The sequence below is a fragment of the Tabrizicola sp. genome (genome assembly GCF_016792905.1).
GTDB lineage: Bacteria > Pseudomonadota > Alphaproteobacteria > Rhodobacterales > Rhodobacteraceae > Tabrizicola.
In genome coordinates this window covers 1-22603 of the sequence record NZ_JAEULP010000035.1, presented here as the reverse complement: position 1 = coordinate 22603, position 22603 = coordinate 1, and the positions used below count along the sequence as shown (strand labels likewise).

General features: G+C 66.9%; 25 protein-coding genes. 19 read left to right on the top strand and 6 right to left on the bottom strand.

Annotation, left to right across the window (positions count from 1 at the left end; genetic code table 11):
• Positions 1-2 precede the first annotated feature (2 nt).
• The 9 genes from tsaB to JNL31_RS07330 all read left to right on the top strand — a co-directional run bounded on the left by tsaB (position 3) and on the right by JNL31_RS07330 (position 8732).
• Positions 3-611, top strand: a complete 609-nt coding sequence (gene tsaB / locus JNL31_RS07370; RefSeq protein WP_294971726.1) for a tRNA (adenosine(37)-N6)-threonylcarbamoyltransferase complex dimerization subunit type 1 TsaB — start codon at positions 3-5, stop codon at positions 609-611.
• Positions 608-1039 (top strand): GNAT family N-acetyltransferase, encoded by a 432-nt coding sequence (locus JNL31_RS07365; protein WP_294971724.1) that lies wholly within the window; start codon positions 608-610, stop codon positions 1037-1039. Before tsaB ends, JNL31_RS07365 begins: the two co-directional genes overlap by 4 nt.
• Positions 1040-1194: 155 nt before the next feature.
• The gene (locus tag JNL31_RS07360) at positions 1195-2190 is read left to right on the top strand and encodes a BMP family ABC transporter substrate-binding protein (RefSeq protein WP_294971721.1); all 996 of its coding nucleotides are present in this window, start codon (positions 1195-1197) and stop codon (positions 2188-2190) included.
• A gap of 118 nt (positions 2191-2308) precedes the next feature.
• Positions 2309-3868, top strand: a complete 1560-nt coding sequence (locus JNL31_RS07355; protein WP_294971719.1) for an ABC transporter ATP-binding protein — start codon at positions 2309-2311, stop codon at positions 3866-3868.
• Between the two features lie 211 nt (positions 3869-4079).
• Positions 4080-5180 carry an ABC transporter permease gene (locus JNL31_RS07350; RefSeq protein ID WP_294971717.1) on the top strand — a complete coding sequence of 367 codons (1101 nt, stop codon included), beginning with the start codon at positions 4080-4082 and terminating at the stop codon, positions 5178-5180.
• Positions 5180-6148 carry an ABC transporter permease gene (locus tag JNL31_RS07345; RefSeq protein WP_294971714.1) on the top strand — a complete coding sequence of 323 codons (969 nt, stop codon included), beginning with the start codon at positions 5180-5182 and terminating at the stop codon, positions 6146-6148. Before JNL31_RS07350 ends, JNL31_RS07345 begins: the two co-directional genes overlap by 1 nt.
• 3 nt (positions 6149-6151) lie before the next feature.
• A complete protein-coding gene (locus JNL31_RS07340) occupies positions 6152-6955 on the top strand; it encodes a purine-nucleoside phosphorylase (RefSeq protein WP_294971712.1) in 804 nt (267 codons plus the stop codon).
• A gap of 98 nt (positions 6956-7053) precedes the next feature.
• Entirely contained in the window at positions 7054-7977 is a 924-nt protein-coding gene (locus tag JNL31_RS07335; protein WP_294971709.1) for a sulfite exporter TauE/SafE family protein, read from the top strand.
• Complete coding sequence (locus JNL31_RS07330; RefSeq protein WP_294971706.1) at positions 7974-8732, top strand: TIGR02186 family protein; 759 nt, start codon at positions 7974-7976, stop codon at positions 8730-8732. The genes JNL31_RS07335 and JNL31_RS07330 overlap by 4 nt, the downstream gene beginning before the upstream one ends.
• Here the strand turns inward: JNL31_RS07330 and JNL31_RS07325 are convergent, their stop codons facing one another.
• Positions 8733-9212 carry a VOC family protein gene (locus tag JNL31_RS07325; protein ID WP_294971703.1) on the bottom strand — a complete coding sequence of 160 codons (480 nt, stop codon included), beginning with the start codon at positions 9210-9212 and terminating at the stop codon, positions 8733-8735. It abuts the gene before it with no gap.
• A 99-nt stretch (positions 9213-9311) separates the two neighbouring features.
• A complete protein-coding gene (locus tag JNL31_RS07320) occupies positions 9312-9569 on the bottom strand; it encodes an accessory factor UbiK family protein (RefSeq protein WP_294971701.1) in 258 nt (85 codons plus the stop codon).
• Between the two features lie 116 nt (positions 9570-9685).
• Between JNL31_RS07320 and lgt the strand changes: the two genes are divergently transcribed.
• The 4 genes from lgt (at position 9686) to JNL31_RS07300 (ending at position 12675) form a co-directional block, all read left to right on the top strand.
• Positions 9686-10555 carry a prolipoprotein diacylglyceryl transferase gene (lgt, locus tag JNL31_RS07315; protein ID WP_294971698.1) on the top strand — a complete coding sequence of 290 codons (870 nt, stop codon included), beginning with the start codon at positions 9686-9688 and terminating at the stop codon, positions 10553-10555.
• Entirely contained in the window at positions 10552-11607 is a 1056-nt protein-coding gene (locus JNL31_RS07310; protein WP_294971696.1) for an SAM-dependent methyltransferase, read from the top strand. Before lgt ends, JNL31_RS07310 begins: the two co-directional genes overlap by 4 nt.
• Positions 11607-12365, top strand: a complete 759-nt coding sequence (gene pgeF, locus JNL31_RS07305; RefSeq protein WP_294971693.1) for a peptidoglycan editing factor PgeF — start codon at positions 11607-11609, stop codon at positions 12363-12365. The genes JNL31_RS07310 and pgeF overlap by 1 nt, the downstream gene beginning before the upstream one ends.
• 112 nt (positions 12366-12477) lie before the next feature.
• A complete protein-coding gene (locus tag JNL31_RS07300; protein WP_294971690.1) occupies positions 12478-12675 on the top strand; it encodes a hypothetical protein in 198 nt (65 codons plus the stop codon).
• A 3-nt stretch (positions 12676-12678) separates the two neighbouring features.
• On the opposite strand, the gene JNL31_RS07295 is transcribed toward JNL31_RS07300, so the two are convergent.
• Positions 12679-13179, bottom strand: a complete 501-nt coding sequence (locus JNL31_RS07295; protein WP_294971689.1) for an Lrp/AsnC family transcriptional regulator — start codon at positions 13177-13179, stop codon at positions 12679-12681.
• 170 nt (positions 13180-13349) lie between these two features.
• On the opposite strand from JNL31_RS07295, the gene trxB reads away from it, so the two are divergent.
• The gene (gene trxB, locus JNL31_RS07290) at positions 13350-14288 is read left to right on the top strand and encodes a thioredoxin-disulfide reductase (protein WP_294971686.1); all 939 of its coding nucleotides are present in this window, start codon (positions 13350-13352) and stop codon (positions 14286-14288) included.
• A gap of 142 nt (positions 14289-14430) precedes the next feature.
• Here the strand turns inward: trxB and JNL31_RS07285 are convergent, their stop codons facing one another.
• The gene (locus JNL31_RS07285; RefSeq protein ID WP_294971683.1) at positions 14431-15243 is read right to left on the bottom strand and encodes an IclR family transcriptional regulator; all 813 of its coding nucleotides are present in this window, start codon (positions 15241-15243) and stop codon (positions 14431-14433) included.
• Positions 15244-15425: 182 nt separating this feature from the next.
• On the opposite strand from JNL31_RS07285, the gene JNL31_RS07280 reads away from it, so the two are divergent.
• Genes JNL31_RS07280 through JNL31_RS07265 form a run of 4 tightly spaced genes read left to right on the top strand, consistent with a single transcriptional unit; the run spans position 15426 to position 18536 of the window.
• Positions 15426-16193, top strand: coding sequence for an SDR family oxidoreductase (locus tag JNL31_RS07280; RefSeq protein WP_294971680.1), 768 nt, complete (start codon positions 15426-15428; stop codon positions 16191-16193).
• Complete coding sequence (locus tag JNL31_RS07275) at positions 16190-17101, top strand: 2-dehydro-3-deoxygalactonokinase (protein WP_294971678.1); 912 nt, start codon at positions 16190-16192, stop codon at positions 17099-17101. The genes JNL31_RS07280 and JNL31_RS07275 overlap by 4 nt, the downstream gene beginning before the upstream one ends.
• The gene (locus JNL31_RS07270) at positions 17098-17703 is read left to right on the top strand and encodes a 2-dehydro-3-deoxy-6-phosphogalactonate aldolase (RefSeq protein WP_294971675.1); all 606 of its coding nucleotides are present in this window, start codon (positions 17098-17100) and stop codon (positions 17701-17703) included. Before JNL31_RS07275 ends, JNL31_RS07270 begins: the two co-directional genes overlap by 4 nt.
• Positions 17700-18536, top strand: coding sequence for an SMP-30/gluconolactonase/LRE family protein (locus JNL31_RS07265; protein ID WP_294971673.1), 837 nt, complete (start codon positions 17700-17702; stop codon positions 18534-18536). The genes JNL31_RS07270 and JNL31_RS07265 overlap by 4 nt, the downstream gene beginning before the upstream one ends.
• 108 nt (positions 18537-18644) lie before the next feature.
• On the opposite strand, the gene JNL31_RS07260 is transcribed toward JNL31_RS07265, so the two are convergent.
• Both JNL31_RS07260 and JNL31_RS07255 read right to left on the bottom strand, forming a co-directional pair.
• Positions 18645-19322: a GNAT family protein gene (locus JNL31_RS07260; protein WP_294971669.1), complete on the bottom strand. Its 678-nt coding sequence runs from the start codon at positions 19320-19322 to the stop codon at positions 18645-18647.
• 198 nt (positions 19323-19520) lie between these two features.
• Positions 19521-21131 carry an alpha-glucosidase gene (locus JNL31_RS07255; RefSeq protein WP_294971667.1) on the bottom strand — a complete coding sequence of 537 codons (1611 nt, stop codon included), beginning with the start codon at positions 21129-21131 and terminating at the stop codon, positions 19521-19523.
• Between the two features lie 236 nt (positions 21132-21367).
• Here JNL31_RS07255 and JNL31_RS07250 point away from each other — a divergent pair, with 236 nt between their 5' ends.
• Complete coding sequence (locus tag JNL31_RS07250) at positions 21368-22603, top strand: MFS transporter (RefSeq protein ID WP_294971664.1); 1236 nt, start codon at positions 21368-21370, stop codon at positions 22601-22603.

The window sequence follows — 22603 nt, the reverse complement described above, 5'->3', positions numbered from 1 at the left end:
CCTTGTTGCCGCTTCTGGCCTTCGACACTTCGGCCGCGCATTGCGCGGCCGCTTTGCTTCTGCCCGACAGGGCGATCCAGCGTATCGAGCCGATGGAGAAGGGTCAGGCCGAACGGCTGATCCCGCTGCTGGAGGAGCTGCTGGCCGAGGGCGGGATCGGCTGGCGCGACCTCAAGGCAGTCGCCGTCGGCACCGGGCCGGGCAATTTCACCGGCGTCCGCATTGCTGTCGCCGCCGCGCGCGGGCTGGCTCTGGGACTGGGTATCCCGGCAGTCGGCGTGACCCGGCTGGAGGCGCTGGCCCATGGCCTGCCGCGCCCTCTGACCGTGATCGAAGACGCCCGGCGCGGCGAAGTCTATGTTCAGGACTTCACCGACACCGGCCCCGGCCCCGCCCGGCTGGCCCCCGCCGACAGCGTCACCCCGCTGCCCAACGCGACCGGCAGCGCCGCCGGCCCCATGGCCCTGCCCCCCGCCTTGCCGCTGCCCGAAGCCATCGCCCGGATCGCCGCCACCCGAACCGGGACGCCCCAACCGCGCCCCGCCCCCTTCTACCTGCGCGGCGCCGACGCCGACCCGCCCTCGGACCCGCCCCCGGTGATCCTGCCGTGACCCCCGACGCCCTTGCTGCCCTCCACGCCCGCTGCTTCCGCAGCCCTCCGCCGTGGAGCGCCGCCGACTTCGCAGGCTTCCTCGCCGACCCGCTCGCCTTCCTGCTGGTCGAGGGCGACGCCGGGTTCCTGCTGGGCCGCGCCGTTGCCGGAGAGGCCGAGCTTCTGACCCTTGCCGTCGCGCCGGAGTCCCGCCGCCGGGGCCTTGCGCGCCAGCTTGTCATGCGCTTCCTCTACCAGGCCCGGCTGCGGGGGGCGGACGCCGCCTTCCTGGAAGTGTCAGTGGAAAATGCCGCAGCCATCGCGCTTTACGAATCGCTGGGCTTCACTCGTTCGGGCCTGCGGCGGGGCTATTACCGGACTCCGGAGGGCGACCGGATCGACGCGGTGGTCATGGCTCGCGCGCTGGCTGCAATGCCGGGTTCGTGATCTTTCCTGACCATCGGGTCAACTTTCCCGGCCGCCCGCGCGAATCCGGCTTGACCCCTTGCCGGGCTTTGTCGCTAATCAGGTCAGGAACCGCCCGCGACCGGACGAAACCGGCGGACTGGGCGGCACAGTGTTTATCAACCGGGAGAATACCCATGAGCCTGATGAAATCCCTTGCCGGGGCCGCTTCGGCATTCGCACTCCTCGCGGGTGCCGTTGCCGCCGAACCGGCGATCATCTTCGACCTTGGCGGCAAATTCGACAAGTCGTTCAACGAAGCGGCCTTCAACGGCGCGACCCGCTGGGCGACCGAAACCGGCGGCACGTTCAAGGAACTGGAAATGCAGGACGAAGCCCAGCGCGAACAGGCGCTGCGCCGCCTGGCCGAAGCGGGCGCCAACCCCGTCGTGATGACTGGCTTCGCCTTCGGCGACGTGCTGAACAAGGTCGCCCCGGACTTCCCGAACACCAAGTTTGCCATTGTCGACATGGTCGTGGACCAGCCGAACGTGAAGTCGGTCGTGTTCAACGAGCATGAAGGCTCCTACCTCGTCGGCATGATGGCGGGTCTGGCCACCAAGACCGGCACCGTCGGCTTCATCGGCGGCATGGACATCCCGCTGATCCGCAAGTTCGGCTGCGGCTATGCCCAGGGCGTGCTGGCGGCCAAGCCCGACGCCAAGATCGTGCTGAACATGACCGGCACCACCCCGGCGGCCTGGAACGACCCGGTGAAGGGTGCCGAGCTTGCCAAGGGCCAGAAGGCGCAAGGCGCGGACGTGATCTACGCGGCGGCGGGCGGCACTGGCGTCGGCGTGTTGCAGGCGGCGGCGGACGAGGGGATCCTGTCCATCGGCGTCGACTCGAACCAGAACTACCTGCACCCCGGCCAGGTCCTGACCTCGATGCTGAAGCGCGTCGACAACGCCGTCTACGAAGCCTTCAAGGAAGGCGAGAACCTCACCCCCGGCATCAATGTCATGGGTCTGGCGAACGATGGCGTCGGCTATGCGATGGACGACAACAACAAGGCGCTGGTGACCCCGGAAATGCAGGCGGCGGTCGATGCGGCGGCCGAGAAGATCAAGTCGGGCGAGATCGTGGTGCACGACTACATGTCGGACAACACCTGCCCGGCCGCCACGTTCTGATCGGCTGACAGTGTGAAGGGATAGGTGCCGCGCCAGACACCTGGCGCGGCATTTTGCAACCGGCACCCCAGAGAAGTCGCAGGTGAAGCGAGAGGGGCCGGGCAACACGGGGGAAGATATGGTCGCGACGAATGGGGCCGACGCTGCTTTTGCCATCGAGTTGAAGGGCATCTCCAAGGCCTTCGGTCCGGTGCAGGCGAACAAGGACATCAACATCGCGGTGCCGAAGGGCACGATCCACGGCATCATCGGCGAGAACGGCGCGGGGAAATCGACGCTGATGTCGATCCTCTACGGCTTCTACAAGGCCGATAGCGGCCAGATCTTCGTCAACGGCGCGCTCACGCCCATCCCCGACAGCCAGAGCGCGATCCGCGCCGGAATCGGCATGGTCTTCCAGCATTTCAAGCTGGTGCAGAACTTCAGCGTGCTGGAGAACATCATCCTCGGGGCCGAAGAGGGCCAGATGCTGAACAGCTCGCTCGCCAAGGCGCGCAAGGAGCTGGACCGGCTGGCCCGCGACTATGACCTCGACGTCGACCCGGACGCCCTGATCGAGGACCTTTCGGTCGGCCACCAGCAGCGGGTGGAAATCCTCAAGGCGCTCTACCGTCAGGCCGACATCCTGATCCTGGACGAGCCCACCGGGGTGCTGACCCCGGACGAGGCCGACCACCTGTTCCGCATCCTGAAAGGGCTGAAGGACCAGGGCAAGACGGTGATCCTGATCACCCACAAGCTGCGCGAGATCATGGAGGCGACCGACAACGTCTCTGTCATGCGGCGGGGGACGATGGTAGCGACGGTGAAGACCGCCGAGACCAGCCCGGAACAGCTGGCCGAGCTGATGGTCGGCCGCAAGGTGCTGCTGGAGGTCGAGAAGGGTGTCGCAAAGCCCGGCGAGGTGGTGCTGAAGGTCGAGGACCTGCGTGTCCGCGACGAGCACAAGGTCGAACGGCTGAAGGGCGTCAGCTTCGAGATCCGGGCGGGCGAGATTCTCGGCATCGCCGGCGTTGCCGGGAACGGCCAGACCGAGCTGATGGAGGCCCTGGGCGGGATGATCCGCGCCACGGGCAGGGCGAGCCTGAAGGGCGCCGACCTGCCCTTGTCGGGTCCTGGCGCCGACGGCCAAAGCCGCCGCGCGGCGGGCATCGCCCATGTGCCCGAGGACCGGCATCACCACGGCCTGATCCTGGATTTCACCGCCTGGGAGAACATGGCCTTCGGCTATTTCAACGACCCGGACTACCAGAAGAACGCGCTTCTTATGGACAACGACGCGCTCCGCGACGACACCCGGAAGAAGATGGAGAAGTTCGACGTCCGCCCGCCGGACTGCTGGCTTCCGGCCAAGTCCTTCTCGGGCGGGAACCAGCAGAAGATCGTCGTCGCGCGCGAGATAGAACAGAGCCCGGCGCTTCTCCTGATCGGCCAGCCGACCCGGGGCGTCGACATCGGCGCCATCGAGTTCATCCACAAGCAGATCATCGCCCTGCGGGATGCCGGTGCGGCGATCCTGCTGGTCAGCGTCGAACTGGACGAGATCATGAGCCTTTCGGACCGCATCGCAGTGATGTTCGACGGCCGCATCATGGGCTTCCGTGACCCGGAAACGACGGATGAACGCGAGCTGGGCCTGTTGATGGCGGGCGTGACTGGCAAGGGGGAGGCGGCGTGATGTTGGTTGACTTGCGGCAGCCCCCCACCCCCCTCCCCTCCCCACAGAGGCGGAGGGGAAGCGCGGGACGTCACGCGGCGCGCTTTTTGTCCTGCGCTGTCGGCGTTCATACGACTGAGGGCGCGACCCGGTGCCTCCCTCCCCCCTCCGCGGGGGAGGGCCGGGGTGGGGGGGTCACGCCCAGCATCAAGATCGACCGGAGGGCCGCCTGATGGACCGTCTCCCCCGCTGGGCCGATGTCGCCCTTGTGCCCCTCGTCTCGCTCACGCTGGCCGCGATCATCAGCGCCCTTGTCATCATCGCCATCGGCCAGGACCCGTGGGAGGCGATCACGGTGATGGTCGAAGGCTCGGTGATGAACGCCTACGGCTGGGGCTATACGCTCTACTACGCCACCAGCTTCATCTTCACCGGGCTGGCCGTGACGGTCGCCTTCCATGCCGGCCTCTTCAACATCGGCGGCGAGGGGCAGGCGCAGTTGGGCGGGCTTGGCGTGGCGCTCGCGGTCCTCTTCATCCCCTGGCCGCACTGGACGTTGGCGCTCCTCGGCGCGTCGGTCGGCGCGGCCCTCTTCGGGGCGGCCTGGGCGGCGATCCCGGCCTATCTGCAGGCCAAGCGCGGCAGCCATATCGTGATCACCACGATCATGTTCAACTACATCGCCGCCAGCCTGATGATCTACATGCTGGTCGACGTGCTGCGCCCGCCGGGCAAGATGGACCCGGCCACGGCGAACTTCCCTCCGCAAGCGCACCTGCCGAGGTTCAACGAGATTCCGGGCGTCAACCTGATCTTCGAAACCAAGGTCCCGGCCAACGTCACCTTCTTCATCGCGCTGGCGATGGCGGTGGTGGTCTGGCTCCTCCTCTGGCGCACCCGGCTCGGCTACCAGATCCGCGCTTTCGGCAAATCGGAATCCGCCGCCCGCTATGCCGGGATCAACCCGACCCGGATCATCATGATCGCCATGCTGATCTCCGGCGGCCTTGCCGGGCTGATGGCGATCAACAACGTGATGGGCGAGGCGGAGCGGCTTCTGGGCAACTCGGCCTCGGGTGCCGGGTTCATCGGCATCGCGGTGGCACTGATGGGCCGGAACCATCCGGTCGGCGTGGTGCTGGCCGCACTTCTGTTCGGCTTCCTGTTCCAGGGCGGGGCCGAACTGGGCCTCTGGACCAAGATCCCGATTGAACTGCGGACCGTCGTGCAGGGCCTCGTCATCCTTTTCACCGGCGCCCTGGACGTGATGGTGCGGATGCTTCTGACCCGCATTTTCGCCCTCTTCCGGCAGCCCAAGCTGGAGGCCGCATGATGGATTACGGCACCCTTCTGCAAATCCTCGATTCCACCCTGCGGCTGGCCACGCCCCTCCTCCTCGCCTGCCTCGCCGGGCTTTACTCGGAACGCTCCGGCGTTTTCGACATCGGGCTTGAGGGCAAGATGCTGACCGCCGCCATGTGCGCGGGGGCGGTTGCCTATTACACCGGATCGGCCTGGGCGGGGGCACTGGCGGGGATCGGCGGGTCGTTGGTCTTTGCGCTGATCCATGGCGTGACCTCGATCACCTTCCGCGGCAACCAGCTGATCGCCGGGGTGGCGCTGAACTTCCTCGCCTCGGGCATCACCGTGCTGACGGCGCAAAGCCTGTTTGGCCAGGGCGGCCGCACCCCGCCGCTGACCGGCGCCGCCCGTTTCGGCGAACTGACTCTCCCCTTCGCCGAGGCGCTGCGCCCGGTGCCCGTGATCGGTCCGCTTTATGCCGACGTGATCTCCGGCCATTCGATCCTCGTCTACGCCGCCTTCGTCATCGTCGCGCTGACGTGGTGGGTCCTGTACCGCACCCGCTATGGCCTGCGCCTGCGCGCCGTGGGCGAGAACCCCGCCGCCGTCGATACCGCCGGGGTCAGCGTGAATCGCCTTCGGTTTTCTGCCGTGATGATCACCGGCGTCCTCTGCGGCCTTGCGGGCGCCTACATGGCAACCGCCCTGCAAGCGGGGTTCGGGAAAGAGATGACGGCAGGGCGCGGATATATCGCGCTGGCCGCGCTGATCTTCGCCAAGTGGCGCCCGGTGCAGGCGATGGGGGCCTGCCTGCTGTTCGGCTTCTTCCAGGCGCTTGCGCTGCGGCCCGACGTGGTGGAGCGGGTGGTGCACATGAAGGTTCCCGTCCCCTTCCTCGACGCGCTGCCCTATATCCTGACCGTCCTGGTTCTTGCAGGCTTCGTCGGCAAGGCGATCCCGCCCCGCGCGGGGGGCGAGCCCTATGTGAAGGAACGCTAGGTCATGGCAGACGCTGCCGCACTGGCCGACCTGATCCGCAACCGCGCCGGGGATGCGCCGGTCGAACTGGGGCTGATCCTCGGTTCGGGCCTTGGGCATCTCGCCCATGCGGTTGACGGCGTCGCGATCCCCTATGCCGACCTGCCCGGCTTTCCGCATGTCGGCGTCTCGGGGCACAACCCGCACCTGCACATCGGAACGCTGGAGGGAGTCCGGGTCGCGGCTTTCGGGGCGCGGGAGCATTATTACGAAAGCGGCAATCCCCGGGCGATGCTGCTGCCCTTGCAGGTCTTGAAGGCTCTTGGGGCCAGCCAGCTGATCCTGACCAATGCCGCCGGTTCCATGCGCGAAGACGTGCCGCCGGGGAGCGTGATGCTCCTCTCGGATCACATCAACTATTCCGGCCTGAACCCGCTGATCGGCGAGAAGACCGACGCCCGCTTCGTGCCGATGACCGATGCGCATGACCCCGACATGCGCCTGCAACTGGAAGCCGCCGCCGTGCGGCTGGGCATCGACCTGCCGGAAGGCGTCTACTGCTGGTATTCCGGCCCCTCGTTCGAAACCCCGGCCGAAATCCGCATGCTGAAGCTGATGGGCGGCGATGCGGTCGGCATGTCGACGGTGCCCGAGGTGATCCTCGCCCGCTTCCTGGGCCTGAAGGTCGCGGCGATTTCCACCATCACCAACATGGCGGCAGGCATGTCGGACGAGAAGATCAGCCACGAACATACCAAGGCCATGGCCCCCCTGGGTGCGGCAAAACTGGAACGGATTCTGCGGGAATTCCTGCGCTCGCGAAAGTGAGACGAATCGGGGTTTGACTTCGCCGGGAAAGGCGCGCAACCCTTTGAACACTCCACCGCTTTCGCCTCCGCCCCACCTTCTGACCGATTGCCGCCTCGATGCAGCTTTACCTCCCCATCGCCGAGGTCTCGGTCAATGCCTTCCTCATCCTCGGGCTGGGGGGCATCGTCGGGTTTCTCTCGGGCATGTTCGGGGTCGGTGGCGGCTTCCTGATCACGCCGCTTCTGTTCTTCATCGGCGTGCCCCCCGCCGTCGCCGTGGCCACCGGCGCGAACCAGGTCGTTGCCTCGTCGGTGTCCGGTGTGCTGGCCCAACTGCGCCGCAAGGGCGTCGATTTCCAGATGGGGACGGTGCTCCTGTTCGCCGGGATCGCCGGGTCGGCCATCGGGGTCTGGGTGTTCAGCATCATGACCCGGCTTGGCCAGGTCGACCTGTTCGTCCAGCTGTCCTACGTCATCTTCCTGGGCCTGATCGGCGCGATGATGCTGCAGGAAAGCCTGCGCAGCCTGATGCGCTCGCGCAAGCCGGGCGGCGCCCCGATCCGCCGGGCGCATGTGCATTCCTGGGTGCACGGGCTGCCCTTCAAGATGAAGTTCCGCGCCTCCGGGCTTTACATCAGCGTGATTCCCCCCGCCCTGATCGGCGCAGCGGTGGGCTTCCTGGCCGCGATCATGGGGGTGGGCGGCGGCTTCATCCTGGTGCCGGCGATGATCTATCTGCTGGGGATGCCGACCAAGGTGGTGATCGGCACCTCGCTGTTCCAGATCATCTTCGTCTCGGCCTTCACCACCATCATGCATGCCGTCACCAGCCAGACGGTCGACATGATGCTGGCGCTCCTCCTCATCCTCGGCGGCGTCATCGGCGCCCAGATCGGCACCCGCGTCGGCGTCCGGCTGAAGGCGGAACAGCTGCGCATCCTCTTGTCGCTTCTCGTCCTCACCGTCTCGCTCCGCATCGCGGCCGATCTCCTCGTCACCCCGGACGAGCTTTATTCGGTCGCGCCGGGGGTCCTGCCATGATCCGCGCGCTCGCCCTTGTCGTCGCGCTGGCCCTGCCCGCCGCAGCGAACGAGGTGATCGTCTCGGGCATGAGCCAGAACCGCGTCTCGATCACCGCCGATTTCGACGGCTCGGAAATCCTGATCTACGGGGCCGTCAAGCGCGAGGCCCCGCCGCCCGATGGTGGCCCGCTGGAGGTGATCGTCACCGTCGAGGGGCCATCCACCCCGGTCGCCGTGCGGCGCAAGGACCGCGTGGCGGGGATCTGGGTCAACAACGCCTCGGTCCATGTCGACAGCGCCCCGAGCTTCTATGCCGTCGCCACGACAGGTCCCCTGAACCATATCCTGTCGGACATCGACAACCTGCGCTATGGCATCACCATCGAGCGGGTGATCCGCGCCATCGGCATCGCGGCCGAGGCCGACAAGGCCGGGGAATTCGTGCTGGCGCTCTTGCGCGTGCGCACCAACGAAGGCCGCTACCGCATCCTGGAAGGCAAGGTCGAACTGACCGAGGACACGCTGTTCCGCACCGACGTCGTGCTGCCCTCGAACCTGACCGAGGGCGAATACAAGGTCCGCCTGTTCCTTCTGCGCGACAAGCGCGTCGTGGCCAGCCAGGAACGGGTGATCGGGGTGCGGAAGGAAGGGCTGGAGCGGTTCATCTTCAACCTCGCCCAACAGCAGCCTCTGATATACGGCCTCGTCTCGCTGGTGCTGGCCGCCGTGGCAGGATGGGGCGCATCGGCCGCCTTCCGGCTGATCCGAACCTGATCAGTCCGCCTCGGCCAAGAGCGCCTGCACATCCAGCCGCTTGGTGATCATCTTCAGCGAACCGTCTGCGTCGCGCGGCCAGTCGGCCTCGGGCCGGTCGCGGTAAAGTTCCACGCCATTGCCGTCCGGATCGTCCAGATACAGCGCCTCGGACACGCCGTGATCCGTGGCTCCGGTCAGCGGGTAGCCCGCCTCGACCAGTCGTTTCAGCACCTGGGCCAGCGATTTCCGGTCCGGGAAGAGAAAGGCCGAATGGTAAAGCCCGGTATGTCCGGGCGGCGGCGGCGAGCCCCCCAGGCTGTCCCAGGTGTTCAGCCCGATATGGTGGTGATACCCGCCCGCCGACAGGAAGGCCGCCTGCGCGCCATAGCGCTGGGTCACGTCAAAACCAAGGATGCCGGAATAGAAGGCGATTGCCCGGTCAAGGTCCGCGACCTTGAGATGGACATGGCCCACGCGGGTTTCGGGATGGATGGTCATCTGGGGCACCTCGAACAGGGGTTCGGCAATCACCCTATGCGACCACACGCCGACCTTGCACGAGGATTCCCGCGCCTGTCCGCTACCGGAAGCCCGGTGTCAGCCCTTCTTCTTGGCCAGCGCCGCCTCCAGCGCGGCGATCCGGGCTTCCAGCGCGGCATTCTCTTCCCGCGCCTTCTGCGCCATGGCGCGGGCCGCGTCGAACTCCTCGCGCGTGACGAAATCGCGGTCGGCCATCCAGCGGTCGACAAAGCTGCGCATCGCCGTCTCGGCCTCGGTCTTGGCGCCCTGGGCCACGCCCATCGCATTGGTCATGAGCTGGCTCATGTCGTCGAAGAACTTGTTGCGGGTCTGCATGGCGGTCTCCCTCAGCGGCTGGTTCCTATATGGCCCCGGCCCGCGCACAGGGCAAGCCGCGGTTGACATCCCCTGCCCTGCCCGCGACAAGCGGTCCCAAAGCTGAAAGGGCCCGCATGATCCCCTTCCCCGACATCTCGCCCAACCTCTTCTCGGTCACGCTTTTCGGCCACGAGATCGCGCTGCGCTGGTATGCGCTGGCCTATATCGCGGGACTCCTCTTCGGCTGGTGGATCGTCCTGCGCGCGGTCCGCACGCCGCAGCTCTGGGCGGGCGATCCGCCCCTGACGGCGGAACAGGTCGAACGCCTGCTGACCTGGATCATCCTGGGCGTGATCCTTGGCGGGCGGCTGGGCTATGTCCTGTTCTACGACCTGCCGACCTACCTTGCCGATCCGCTGCAGGTCTTCCAGGTCTGGAACGGCGGCATGTCCTTCCACGGCGGATTCGCCGGGGTGGTGATCGCCGCGCTCTGGTTCTGCTGGCGCGAGCGTATCGCGATGCTGTCGATGGGCGACCTGCTGGCCGTGGCCACCCCGGTCGGCCTGATGCTTGGCCGCCTTGCCAACTTCATCAACGCCGAGCTTTGGGGTCGGCCGACCGACCTGCCCTGGGGCGTGATCTTCCCCGGCGCCGCCGCGCAGACCTGCGCCCAGTTGACCGGTGCCTGCGCCCGGCACCCGAGCCAGCTGTATCAGGCCGCGCTGGAGGGGCTGCTCCTCGCCCTGGTCCTTTTCTGGCTCGCCTTCCGCAAGGGCTGGTTCAAGCGCCCCGGCGCGCTGATGGGGGTCTTCCTTGCGGGCTACGGCATCGCCCGCTTCCTGGTGGAATTCGTCCGCCAGCCCGACGCGCAGTTCGTGAGTGAGGGCAACCCGATCGGCTGGGCCGTCCAGTTCGGCAGCTACGGCCTGACCATGGGCCAGCTCCTGTCGCTGCCGATGATCGCTGCCGGGCTGTGGTTCGTCCTACGCGCCCGCGCGCAATGACCCCCCTCGCCCGCCTGCTGGCCGAACGCATCCGCGAGACCGGGCCGATCACTGTGGCTGACTACATGGCCGAATGCCTGCTGCACCCGGTCCACGGCTACTACACCACGCGCGACCCATTCGGGACCGCAGGGGATTTCACCACCGCCCCGGAAATCAGCCAGATGTTCGGCGAGCTTCTGGGCCTCGCCCTCGCGCAAAGCTGGCTCGACCGCGGCTCCCCCACCCCCTTCACGCTGGCCGAGCTTGGTCCCGGTCGCGGCACGCTGATGGCCGACATCCTGCGCGCGACGCGCGGCGTCCCCGGCTTCCATGCGGCTGCGCAGGTGGTGCTGGTCGAAGCCTCGCCCGTCCTGCGCCAGAAGCAACAGAAGACGATCTGCCGAGGCGATGACCTTGGCCTGCGCTGGATCGAAGCGGCGGGCGATCTGCCCGAGCAGCCGCTGTTTCTGGTTGCAAACGAGTTCTTCGATGCCCTGCCAATTCATCAGTACCAGTACGTGAAAGGCGGCTGGCATGAACGCCTGATCGGATTGCAGGATGGGGCGCTGGCCTTCGGGTTGGCGGAGGGCCCGACGCTTCCCGGAACGATGGCCATGCACCAGCGCGAGGAAGGCATGGTCATCGAAGAGAACCGGATTGGTCGCTTCATGATGCGGCAGGTGCATCACCGGCTGTACCACCATGGGGGCGTTGCCCTTGTCATCGACTACGGCGACTGGCGTTCGCGCGGTGACACGTTGCAGGCGCTGCGACGGCATGCCTTCGACGACCCCCTCGCTCATCCCGGCGAGGCTGACCTGACCGCACATGTCGACTTCGAGCCATTGGCTGAGAACCAACACCATTTCTATACAACCCAAGGCACCTTCCTCACCCGCCTTGGCATCGACGCCCGGGCCGAGCGGCTGGCCCAAAGCATGACCGGCGAGCGGCTGGAAAGCCACCGCGCCGCGCATCGGCGCTTGACCGATCCGTCGGAAATGGGTTCGCTGTTCAAAGTGCTGGCCGTCACCTCGGCCGGTGCCCCGCCGCCCCCCGGATTCGCCTGATGCCCTCCACGCTGGAAATCATCACCTCGGACGTTCTGGAGGCCCGCCACGGCTTCTTCACCCGCAAGGGCGGAGCCTCGTCCGGCATCTTCGCCGGGCTGAACTGCGGCACCGGATCGACCGACCAGACCGAGATCGTCGCGATCAACCGCGCCCGCGTCGCCGAGGCGATGGGTGTCGGCCCCGAGGCGCTGGTGACAGTGCATCAGGTTCATTCATCCAAGGCCCTTCCCGTCACCGGCCCGCTGTCGATCCGCCCCGAGGCCGATGCGCTGGTGACGGCGACGCCCGGCCTCCTCCTTGCCGTCCTGACCGCCGACTGTCAGCCCGTCCTGTTCTCCGACCCCGACGCAGAGGTGATCGGCGCCGCCCATGCCGGCTGGCGTGGCGCGGTCGATGGCGTGCTGGAAGCCACAATCGAGGCGATGGAATCGCTCGGCGCCCGTCGGTCGCGGATCGTTGCCGTCATCGGCCCGACGATCAGCCAGGCCGCCTATGAGGTCGGCCCCGAATTCTTCGACCTCTTCCGGGCGGAGGACGAGGCCAGCACCCGCTTTTTCGCCAGTGGCGTGGGCGACCGGCTGCTCTTCGACCTGCCCTCCTATGGCCTGCATCGCCTGCGCGAGGCCGGGGTGAGGCAGGCGGAATGGACCGGCCACTGCACCTATCGCGACCCCTCGCGCTTCTATTCCTTCCGCCGAACCACCCATGCGGGCGAGGCGGACTACGGGCGGCTCATCTCGACAATAAGGCTATAAGGCGGCGAAAGGTGGCATGAAATGCTCCGATTGCAGCACGGTTCTTCCCCAACCCTGCCGCAATCGCCAGTCAAGGATTTCCCTGTCAGGTTGTGCTGCGACGGGGAAAGCGATGATCATCCAGATGAAGACCAAGCGCCGCTGGATCCTCTCCATCCTGGAAACCGTCGGCGATGGCGAAGATACCCGCGTCGTTGCCCGCGCCTCGGCCCGCCAGACCTCGGGCCGCACCGCCATGGTTGCCGGCCAGAAGGGGTTTGCCATGCGCCTGAAGACCGCAACCCGCCAGGTTTCCGACGCCGCGCGCTGAGGATCAGGCGTTCTTCGCCAGCCGCGCTTCCAGAATATCGAACGGCAGGCCGGGTTCGTCCTTCGCACAGCGGATGACGAGGCTGGTCTTGACGTTTGCAACGTGGTCGGCCTTCAAGAGTTCCTCGGTCAGGAAGCTCTGGAAGGTCGACAGGTCGGGTGAGACACATTTCAGGATGAAGTCGATCTCGCCGTTCAGCATGTGGCATTCGCGGACCAGGGGCCAGGCCCGGCAACGCGCCTCGAAAGCGGCAAGGTCTGCCTCGGCCTGCGAACTCAGCCGCACCATCGCGAAGACCTGAACCTCGAACCCCAGTTCCCGCGCATTGATGTCGGCGTGATAGCCGCGGATGAAGCCCTGCTCCTCCAGCCCCCTGACCCGGCGCAGGCACGGCGGCGCCGAAATGCCGACCCGGCTTGCCAGCTCGACATTGGTCATCCGACCATCGGCCTGCAATTCGGCCAGAATCTGGCGGTCGATGGGATCAAGCTTGTGCGCGGCCATGGTGCCTCCGTTCTGGGGCCTTACTTACGCGCGGGGGCCCGCTTGCGCAATAATATTTCAACAGCACGCAAGAAAACGATCCACGGCGTTCCGTGCAACCCCGTCATGCAGGGGCTTTCCGCCCCCGTCACGGGTGGCTATATCGGGGTCCGGCATCCAGGGGGGCGATGATGGGCGAGACGCGGCATACCAAGGTTCTGATCATCGGTTCCGGCCCTGCGGGCTATACCGCCGCCGTCTATTCCGCCCGCGCCATGCTGGAGCCGATCCTGATCCAGGGCCTGCAACCCGGCGGCCAGCTGACCATCACCACCGATGTCGAGAACTGGCCCGGCGATCATACCGTGCAGGGCCCCGACCTGATGGTCCGGATGGAAGAACACGCCAAGGCGATGGGGGCCGAGGTGATCTCGGACTATATCACCGCGCTCGACCTGTCGAAGCGCCCCTTCACCGCGACCGCCGACAGTGGCACCACCTACACTTCCGATGCCGTGATCCTTGCGACCGGGGCGCAGGCGAAATGGCTGGGGCTGCCCAGCGAAGAAAAGTTCAAGGGCTTCGGGGTTTCCGCCTGCGCGACCTGTGACGGGTTCTTCTACCGGGGCAAGGAAGTGGTGGTGATCGGGGGCGGGAATACCGCCGTCGAGGAAGCGCTGTTCCTGACCAACTTCGCGTCGAAAGTCACCGTGGTGCACCGCCGCGACAGCTTCCGGGCCGAAAAGATCATGCAGGACCGCCTGTTCAAGAACCCGAAGATCAGCGTGATCTGGGACAGCGAAGTGACCGAGGTTCTGGGCACCGAAACCCCGTTGGGCGTCACTGCCGTCAAGGTCCGCAACGTGAAGACCGGGGCCGAGACCGATGTGCCCTGCGCGGGGTTCTTCGTCGCGATCGGCCATGCCCCGGCGTCGGAACTGGTCAAGGACCAGCTTCCGCTGCATTCCGGCGGTTATGTCGTCGTCGAACCCGGATCGACCCGGACGGCGATCCCCGGAGTCTTTGCGGCGGGCGACCTGACCGACCACATCTACCGGCAGGCCGTGACCAGCGCCGGGATGGGCTGCATGGCGGCCTTGGATGCCGAGAAGTTCCTCGCCGGGCACTGACCTGTCCACGGTGGACAGATTTTCCGACCCTTTGGAATCAATGGGTTGGGCGCGGGCATTCAGGAAATCTTAACACATGGCTCCTCGTGGGGCTTCGCCTTCTCATCGTGGCGGAGCAAGCGATGACGTCGATAGCCAGCGTTCACCGCGGACCCGCACCGTCCCTGACCGCAGCCTCGTCCGGAAAGCGCCAGCTTTCCGCCTCGGCCGCGATCTTCGCCGCGATTTCCCCGATCATCGGCGTCAGGGCGCCCAGCGCCTCCAGCGTCGTGCGGGTCGTGGTCGATGTCACCGACAGCCCGCCCAGCACCCGGCCGGAGCCCGAAAGAATCGGCACGGCGCAGCAGATGATACCCGGCTCGTGCTCCTCGCGGTCCCAGGCATGGCCACGGGCCCGGATGGCCGCCAGTTCGGCCAAAAGCGTCTCGCGGTTGTCCAGGGTCTGCGCGGTGTGGCGGTGGAACGACTGCCGCGCCAGCGCGGTTTCCAGCGCCTCGGGCGCAAGCCAGGCCAGCATCGCCTTGCCAACCCCGGTGCAGTAGGCGGGGCCGACCTTTCCGGCCTGGGCGAACATCTCGACCGGCTGCGCTGCATTGCGCTTGTCGACATAGAGGACCTGCCCTTGATCCAGCTGCGCCAGATGGATCGTCTCGCCCGTCCGGGCCGCAAGATCATCCAGAAAGGGTCGCGCGATCGGCGCCAGCGAGGAGTGCGCCCAGGCCGCATGCGCCAGCCGGACCAGCCGCAGCCCCGCAGCATAGTTGCCGGTTTCGGGATCATGGTCCAGCATTCCCTGATGCGTCAGGGTTTGCAGCAGGCGGTAAAGCGTCGCCTTCGGGAAATCCGACCGGACCAGCAGATCGGAGAAGCGCAGCGGGCGGCCATGGCTTGCCACCAGGTCCAGCACCTCAAGCGCCTTGCCGACCGTGCCATCCGCATGTCCCCCTGCCACCATCCCGCGCACCCCTTGCCAATGCCGTCGTTGACAGGGTCAAGAATAGCCGACATAGTTTCCATTATTCAAGACTTGGTTTCAAATAATGAAACCGTGGTACGACGGCGAGCCCTGCGGGAATCGTGGCCAGTGGCCGTCGGTCCCGTTAGGATTGTACTGGCGACAGGAAGGACGGCGGGCAGATGGACAGTGTGGCAAGCTTCCCGGACCTCAAGGGCCAGTCGGTTTTCATCACCGGCGGCGGATCGGGCATTGGTGCTGCGCTGACCGAGGCCTTCCTGCGCCAGGGCGCGAAGGTCGCGTTCTGCCAGCGCTCGGACGCCACGGCCTTCTGCGATGCCATGGAACAGGCGACCGGCAACCGCCCGCTGTTCCTGCCCTGCGACATCTCGGTGACGGACCAGCTGCAACTGACCCTGTCGACCGCCGCGCGGGTGCATGGTCCGATCACCGTTCTGGTGAACAACGCGGCGAACGACCAGCGGCACGAGACGCTGAAGACCGACGAGACCTTCTGGGACTGGTCGATCAACGTGAACCTGCGGTCCTATTTCTTCGCCTGCCAGTCGGTGATCCCCGGCATGCAGGCGGCGGGCGGGGGCTCGATCATCAACTTCTCCTCGATCAGCTTCATGATGGCCGATACCGGCTATGCCGCCTACATCACCGCCAATGCCGGCATCGTCGGCCTGACCCGGACGCTGGCCCGCGAATTCGGGCCGGACCGGATCCGGGTGAATGCCGTGGCCCCCGGCTGGGTGCTGACCGAGCGGCAGAAGGAGATGTGGGTCACGCCCGAGGCGCTGGCGAACCATCTGGCGCGGCAATGCCTGCCCGATCCGATCCAGCCCGGGGATGTGGCCGGAACCGTGCTGTTCCTTGCCTCCAACGCATCCCGGATGATGACCTCGCAAACCCTGGTGCTGGACGGGGGGTACATTTCCGGATGACCCAGCTTTCTCCCGCCTGGATCGCCGTCGACTGGGGCACCTCGAACCTGCGCGCCTGGGCCATGGCGGCGGATGGCACCGTGCTGGCCGAGGCGGACTCTCCCGAAGGTATGGGCAAGCTTGCCCGCGACGGGTTCGAGCCTGCGCTTCTGCGGCTGATCGGGCCTTGGCTGGAGCGCAAACCCCCGGTCGTGGCCTGCGGCATGGTCGGCAGCCGCCAGGGCTGGGTCGAGGCACCCTATCGCAGCGTCCCCTGTCCGCCGCTTGACCGGGGTGGCCTGATCGCCGCGCCCACCACCGACCCGCGCCTTGCCGTTTCCATCGCGCCCGGCCTGATGCAGGCCAGACCCGCCGACGTCATGCGCGGCGAGGAAACCCAGATCGCCGGTGTGCTGCGCCTGCTGCCCGGCTACGACGGCGTCCTGTGCCTGCCCGGCACCCATTCGAAATGGGCGCAGGTCAGCGCGGGCGAGGTCGTCAGCTTCCAGACCTTCATGACGGGCGAGCTGTTCGCGCTTCTTTCCGAAGCCTCGGTCCTGCGCCACGGGATGCAGGGCGCGACGGGCCGGGACGATGCGGCCTTTGACACCGGCGTGTCGGATGCCCTGTCCCGCCCCGAACGCCTTGGCGCGCGGCTTTTTTCGCTGCGGGCCGAGGGGCTGATCGCGGGCCTTTCCCCCGATGCCGCCCGCGCCCGGCTGTCCGGCCTTCTGATCGGGACCGAGTTGGCGGGGGCGAAACCCTACTGGCTTGGCCAGCGGGTGACGCTGGTGGGCGCCGAGAAGCTTTCCGCGGCCTATGCCCGCGCCCTTGCCGCCCAAGGGATCGCGGCAGAGCGGATGAATGCCACCGACTGCACGCTCGCGGGCCTTGCCGCGCTTGCGCCCGAAAGCGAGGCCGCCAGATGACCCATCGCAACATCATCGCCATCCTGCGCGGCATCACGCCCGCCGAAGCCGCCGACGCCGCCCGGGCGCTGGTCGCCGCCGGGATCACAAGGATCGAGGTGCCGCTGAACTCGCCCGACCCTTTCGCCTCGATCACCGCGATGGTCGCTGCCGTTCCCGGGGCCGAGATCGGCGCGGGAACGGTGCTGACTGTCTCGGAAGTCGCGCAGGTGAAGGCGGCGGGGGGCAGCCTTGTCGTCTCGCCCAATGCCGACGCCGAGGTCATCGCCGCCACCCGCGCTGCCGGGATGGACTCCTGGCCCGGGGTGATGACCCCCACCGAATGCTTTGCCGCGATCAAGGCGGGCGCGACCGGGCTGAAGCTTTTCCCGGGCAACCTGCTTGGACCCGACGGCCTGAAGGCGATCCGCGCCGTGTTGCCGAAAGACCTGCCGGTCTATGCCGTCGGCGGCGCAGGACCGGCGAACTTCGCCGATTGGGCCCGCGCCGGGGCGAACGGTTTCGGCATCGGCACCGCGCTTTACACCCCCGGCCTCTCCACTGCCGGGATTGCCACCAAGGCCGCCGCCATTGTCGCGGCTTATGACGAGGTCTTTCCATGATCTTCGACACCCGCCCCTGCGAACTGGGCGAAGGCGCGCTCTGGCACCCCCTGCGGGAGGAGCTGTTCTGGTTCGACATCCTGAACCGCACCCTGCATTCTGCCGCGCAGTCCTGGACCTTCGCCCACTATGTCTCGGCCGCGGGCTGGATGGCCCGTGACGAGTTGCTGATCGCTTCGGAAACCGGGCTTCTCCGCTTTGACTTGACGACCGGGTCGCACAGCCCGGTTGCCAGCGTCGGAACCGCAGTCACGCGGTCGAACGATGGCCGGGCCGACCGGCAGGGGGGCTTCTGGTTCGGCACGATGGGGAAGAAGACCGAGAAGGGCGTGGGCGCGATCTGGCGCTGGTACAGGGGCGAGTTGCGCCAGCTGTATCCCGGGATCACCATCCCGAACGCAATCTGCTTCACCGAGGACGGTGCTGCCGCGCATTTCGCCGACACCGCCACGGGGCAGGTGATGAAGGTCGCGCTTGACGCACAGGGCTGGCCCAGGGGCGAGCCGCATGTCTGGCTTGACCTCGACCGGGCGGGATTGAACCCCGACGGGGCGGTCATCGACGCCGAGGGGCGGTTCTGGAACGCGCAATGGGGCGCGGGGCGCGTCGCCTGCTATGGCCCTGACGGCGTCTTCCTGGAGGCCGTGGAAACCCCCGACGCGCCACATGCCTCGTGCCCGGCTTTCGGGGGCGCCGACCTCTCCACCCTGTTCGTCACCACCGCGCTGGAGCACATGGACGCCGAGGCCCGCGCCCGGCATCCCGCCTCCGGCCAGCTCTTCGCCTTCCCCGGCGTGGCCAGGGGTCTTGCCGAGCCCCGGGTCATTGCCTGAGGCCCGGCCCCGGCCGCTGGCCCGAGACAGGGTGGTGCGACGGCAGAGGGCGTGCAGTTCGGGCATTTCGTCCGGCGTCTTGCGTCGCGTGTGCGAGGCATGCCCACCCTACCGGCAGTCTTCAAGCCGCCGCTTCTGCTGCCCGTTGGCATCGAAGTTTTCCGGTGCAAGCCAGGCCTCGTAGCCTGCGCGGAGTGCTGGCCAGTCCTTGTCGATCATCGCGAACCAGGCGGTATCGCGGTTCAGGCCCTTGACCACCATATGCTGCCGGAACACGCCTTCGTGCTGGAAGCCGAACCGAAGCGCGGCTTTCTTCGACGGCTCGTTCAGGTTGTTGCACTTCCATTCGAAACGGCGGTAGCCGAGGTCGTCGAAGACATGCCGGGCCGCGAGATACAGCGCCTCGGTCGCCGCCGGTTTGCGGGCGATGGTCGGTCCCCAGTAGATGTTGCCGATCTCGATCACGCCGAAGTTCGGGTCGATCCTCATCAGCGACTGCCGTCCCGCGACGCGCCCGCTGGCCTTGTCGATCAGGGCGAAGAACAGCGGGTCGGGACTGACCGCGACCTTTTCCATCCACTGCCCCAGGACGTCGCGGCTGGCGGGCGGGGTCTCGAACAGCCAGGTGAAGCGGCGGTCGGCCTCGGTATCGGCGATGGCGGTTTCCTGGAACAAGCCTTCCAGATGCCGGGCGGGGTCCAAGGGCTCGATCCGCACGAAGCGGCCCTCCTGCACGGTGCGCTCGGGGCGCGGGCGCGGGGTCCAGTGCGACAGGTCTTCGGTCATTCGCGTCCTCATGGTCCAGGCTACCGGTCAGGCGTATGTCCTGGCACGGCTGCGGCGCAGGTCCAGATTGGCCGAAGCCATAGGTCCAGGCAAGCGTCGGCAACGGTGGCACAGGTCCAGTGTGGTTGACCCCTGGTAAATGACCACGAGCAAACCATTGATTTGACGCCATTCAAAATCCTGTCCTGCGTGGACAGGTTACAGGCTGACGGCCACTGTCCCCGTCACCGGCAGGAAGGCCGCCGCGTTCGGACCAAGCCGCAGCCGATCCCCGTCCGACACGGCATGCAGCGACGGCCCGACCGGCGCGCCGACCCCGGCCACCGTGACCGAAACCGCGACCGGCGAGAGGTTGAAGAGGCAAAGGAGCGCCCCCTCCCCCTCGCCCCGGACGAAGCCCAGCACCGGCTCGGCCAGGTCCAGGAACCGCGTCTTCCCCGCGCAGAGCGCCGCCGACCCCTTCCGGAACGCGATCGCCGCCCGGTAGTGTTCCAGCACCGACCCCTGTGCCCCCTCCTGCCCCGCAACATTCCGGGCGGCCTGTTCCGGTTTCACCGGCAGCCAGGGCTTGCCCGTGGTGAACCCGGCACTGGGCGAGCCGTCCCAGACCATCGGCGTCCGGGTGTTGTCGCGGCCGATGGGCTCCGGCCAGAAGTTGATGCCCTGCGGGTCGGTCAGCTCCTCCAGGTCGAGGGGCGTGTCGGTCTGGCCCAGCTCCTCGCCCTCCCAGAGGCAGATCGACCCTTCGAAGGACAGGAGCAGCGAGCCAGCCTGCTTGGCCACGGCATCGGTGCTTTCGCCATGCTTGGCCCAGCGGGTGACGTGGCGGACGACGTCGTGGTTGGAAAACGCCCACATCGGCCAGCCGTCGGGCGCGCCCTTGAAGAAGCCCTCCACCCGGTCGCGGAAGAAGGCGGCGTCGAAGTCATAGCCCATCAGCTCGAACGAATAGCACTGATGCAGCCGCCCCGGCGCGGTGTATTCGCCCATCATCCGGATCGCGTGGTGCTGCTCGCCCATCTCGCCCACGCTTGCCGCGCCGTATTCGTCCAGAAGCTTGCGGATGCGCTCCATCCACGGAAGGTTCTCGGGCTGGTTCTTCGAGAAGATGTGGTACTGCATGCCGTAGGGGTTGCCCTCGGGTTCCGCCTTCACCCGGTAATCCGCCGGGTCGTCGCGGAACAGCGCGTCCTGGAAGAAGTAGTTCACCGTATCGAAGCGGAAGCCGTCGACGCCGCGTTCCAGCCAGAAACGCATGTTGTCCAGCGCCCAGTCCTGCACCGCCGGGTTGTGGTAGTTCAGGTCGGGCTGCGAGGTCAGGAAGTTGTGCAGGTAATACTGCTTGCGCCGCGCGTCCCACTGGAAGGCAGGACCGCCAAAGACCGAGAGCCAGTTGCAGGGGGGCAGGCCGTCATGCTTCGGATCGGCCCAGACATACCAGTCGGCCTTGGGGTTCACCCGGTCCTTGCGGCTTTCGGCGAAATAGGGGTGCTGGTCCGAGCTGTGGCTGAGGACCTGGTCGATGATGACCTTCAGGCCCAGCTCATGGGCCTTCGCGACCAGAGCGTCGAAATCGGCGAGGGTGCCGAAGACCGGGTCGACGTCGCAGTAGTCGCTGACGTCATAGCCCATGTCCTTCATCGGGCTACGGAAGAAGGGCGAAAGCCAGACCGCGTCGACCCCCAGCGCGGCCAGATAGGGCAGGCGTCGGGTGATGCCGGGCAGGTCGCCCACCCCGTCGCCGTCCGAATCCTGGAACGACCGGGGATAGACCTGATAGACCACTGCGCCACGCCACCATTCGGTCATTCAAGCCTCCCGCACAATCGCTTCCGGCCCTTAGCGGCCACCCGCCATCGGCAAAAGCCCAAAGCGGTTTCACCGGGCGGTTTCCGCCGATACTCCACCGATCTGCGGCACATCCGCAACGAAAATCAGGGGCCGGGCCGGGCAATCAGCATTCGTTGCTGTACCCATCACAAATCTCCATTTGACGCTGGTTTCCCGGCGGCGCACCTTCCGCGCCCGAGCTTCCGGAGACCGCCATGACCAAGACCCCGCTGATCACCCCAGTCCTGATCGCAGGCTGCGTGATCCTGATGATCTCGTTTGCGGTGCGGGCCAGCTTCGGGGTGTTCCAGATCCCCATCGCCTCCGAGTTCGGCTGGCTGCGGTCGGATTTCTCGCTGGCCATCGCGATCCAGAACCTGGCCTGGGGGATCGGGCAGCCGATTTTCGGCGCGCTGGCGGAGCGCTTCGGCGACCGCAGGGCGATCATTGCCGGGGCGCTTCTCTATGCGGCGGGGCTGGTGCTGTCGGCCTATGCCGTCACGCCCGGCGAGCACCAGCTGCTGGCGATCCTGATCGGCTTCGGCATCGCGGGCACCGGATTCGGCGTGATCCTGGCCATTGTGGGGCGCGCCTCCAGCCCGGAAAACCGCTCGATGGCGCTTGGCGTCGCGACCGCCGCCGGGTCGGCCGGTCAGGTCTTCGGCGCGCCGACCGCCGAGTGGCTGCTGCAAAGCTACCACTGGCAGACTGTATTCGTCATCTTCGCCTTCGTGATTCTTGCGACGCTCGCAGCACTTCCCTTCCTGCGGAGCCCGCAACTCGCCTCGCGGCAGGAGCTTGAGGAAAGTCTTGGCACCGTGCTGGTCCGCGCCTTCAGGGACCCGTCCTATACGCTGATCTTCCTGGGCTTCTTTTCCTGCGGCTATCAGCTTGCCTTCATCACCGCGCATTTCCCCGCCTTCGTGACCGAACTGTGCTCGCCGATAGATGCGGGCGGGATCCTTGCCGACCTCGGCATCACCACGACCTCGGCACTCGGCGCGGTCTCCATCGCGGTGATCGGGCTGTTCAACATCGTCGGCACGCTGACGGCGGGCTGGCTCGGCAAGCGCTACACCAAGAAATACCTCCTGTTCGGGATTTATGTCGGCCGCACCCTCGCCGCCGCGATCTTCATCCTGATGCCGATCACGCCGACCTCGGTGCTGGTGTTCTCGGCGGTCATGGGGTCGCTGTGGCTGGCGACGGTGCCGCTGACCAGCGGATTGGTCGCGCATATCTACGGCATCCGCTACATGGGCACGCTTTACGGCGTGGTGTTCCTGAGCCACCAGATCGGCGGGTTCCTCGGCGTCTGGCTGGGCGGGCGGATGTATGACCTGAACGGCGACTACACGCTCGTCTGGTGGATCGGCGTCGGCGTGGGCGCGTTCTCGGCCATCGTCCACCTGCCGATCCGCGAGCGGACGTTGCAGGCGGTGCCGGCCTAG

Excerpts from the sequence above, each read along its gene's own strand:
- pgeF (WP_294971693.1), top strand. The coding sequence starts at position 11,607 with ATGCCCTCCACGCTGGAAATCATCACCTCGGACGTTCTGGAGGCCCGC.
- JNL31_RS07355 (WP_294971719.1), top strand. The coding sequence starts at position 2,309 with ATGGTCGCGACGAATGGGGCCGACGCTGCTTTTGCCATCGAGTTGAAG.
- JNL31_RS07310 (WP_294971696.1), top strand. The coding sequence starts at position 10,552 with ATGACCCCCCTCGCCCGCCTGCTGGCCGAACGCATCCGCGAGACCGGG.
- JNL31_RS07300 (WP_294971690.1), top strand. The coding sequence starts at position 12,478 with ATGATCATCCAGATGAAGACCAAGCGCCGCTGGATCCTCTCCATCCTG.
- trxB (WP_294971686.1), top strand. The coding sequence starts at position 13,350 with ATGGGCGAGACGCGGCATACCAAGGTTCTGATCATCGGTTCCGGCCCT.
- JNL31_RS07335 (WP_294971709.1), top strand. The coding sequence starts at position 7,054 with ATGCAGCTTTACCTCCCCATCGCCGAGGTCTCGGTCAATGCCTTCCTC.
- lgt (WP_294971698.1), top strand. The coding sequence starts at position 9,686 with ATGATCCCCTTCCCCGACATCTCGCCCAACCTCTTCTCGGTCACGCTT.
- JNL31_RS07285 (WP_294971683.1), bottom strand. The coding sequence starts at position 15,243 with ATGGTGGCAGGGGGACATGCGGATGGCACGGTCGGCAAGGCGCTTGAG.
- JNL31_RS07350 (WP_294971717.1), top strand. The coding sequence starts at position 4,080 with ATGGACCGTCTCCCCCGCTGGGCCGATGTCGCCCTTGTGCCCCTCGTC.
- JNL31_RS07280 (WP_294971680.1), top strand. The coding sequence starts at position 15,426 with ATGGACAGTGTGGCAAGCTTCCCGGACCTCAAGGGCCAGTCGGTTTTC.
- JNL31_RS07270 (WP_294971675.1), top strand. The coding sequence starts at position 17,098 with ATGACCCATCGCAACATCATCGCCATCCTGCGCGGCATCACGCCCGCC.
- JNL31_RS07295 (WP_294971689.1), bottom strand. The coding sequence starts at position 13,179 with ATGGCCGCGCACAAGCTTGATCCCATCGACCGCCAGATTCTGGCCGAA.
- JNL31_RS07275 (WP_294971678.1), top strand. The coding sequence starts at position 16,190 with ATGACCCAGCTTTCTCCCGCCTGGATCGCCGTCGACTGGGGCACCTCG.
- JNL31_RS07255 (WP_294971667.1), bottom strand. The coding sequence starts at position 21,131 with ATGACCGAATGGTGGCGTGGCGCAGTGGTCTATCAGGTCTATCCCCGG.
- JNL31_RS07330 (WP_294971706.1), top strand. The coding sequence starts at position 7,974 with ATGATCCGCGCGCTCGCCCTTGTCGTCGCGCTGGCCCTGCCCGCCGCA.
- JNL31_RS07250 (WP_294971664.1), top strand. The coding sequence starts at position 21,368 with ATGACCAAGACCCCGCTGATCACCCCAGTCCTGATCGCAGGCTGCGTG.
- JNL31_RS07260 (WP_294971669.1), bottom strand. The coding sequence starts at position 19,322 with ATGACCGAAGACCTGTCGCACTGGACCCCGCGCCCGCGCCCCGAGCGC.
- JNL31_RS07345 (WP_294971714.1), top strand. The coding sequence starts at position 5,180 with ATGGATTACGGCACCCTTCTGCAAATCCTCGATTCCACCCTGCGGCTG.
- JNL31_RS07320 (WP_294971701.1), bottom strand. The coding sequence starts at position 9,569 with ATGCAGACCCGCAACAAGTTCTTCGACGACATGAGCCAGCTCATGACC.
- JNL31_RS07360 (WP_294971721.1), top strand. The coding sequence starts at position 1,195 with ATGAGCCTGATGAAATCCCTTGCCGGGGCCGCTTCGGCATTCGCACTC.
- JNL31_RS07340 (WP_294971712.1), top strand. The coding sequence starts at position 6,152 with ATGGCAGACGCTGCCGCACTGGCCGACCTGATCCGCAACCGCGCCGGG.
- JNL31_RS07325 (WP_294971703.1), bottom strand. The coding sequence starts at position 9,212 with ATGACCATCCATCCCGAAACCCGCGTGGGCCATGTCCATCTCAAGGTC.
- JNL31_RS07265 (WP_294971673.1), top strand. The coding sequence starts at position 17,700 with ATGATCTTCGACACCCGCCCCTGCGAACTGGGCGAAGGCGCGCTCTGG.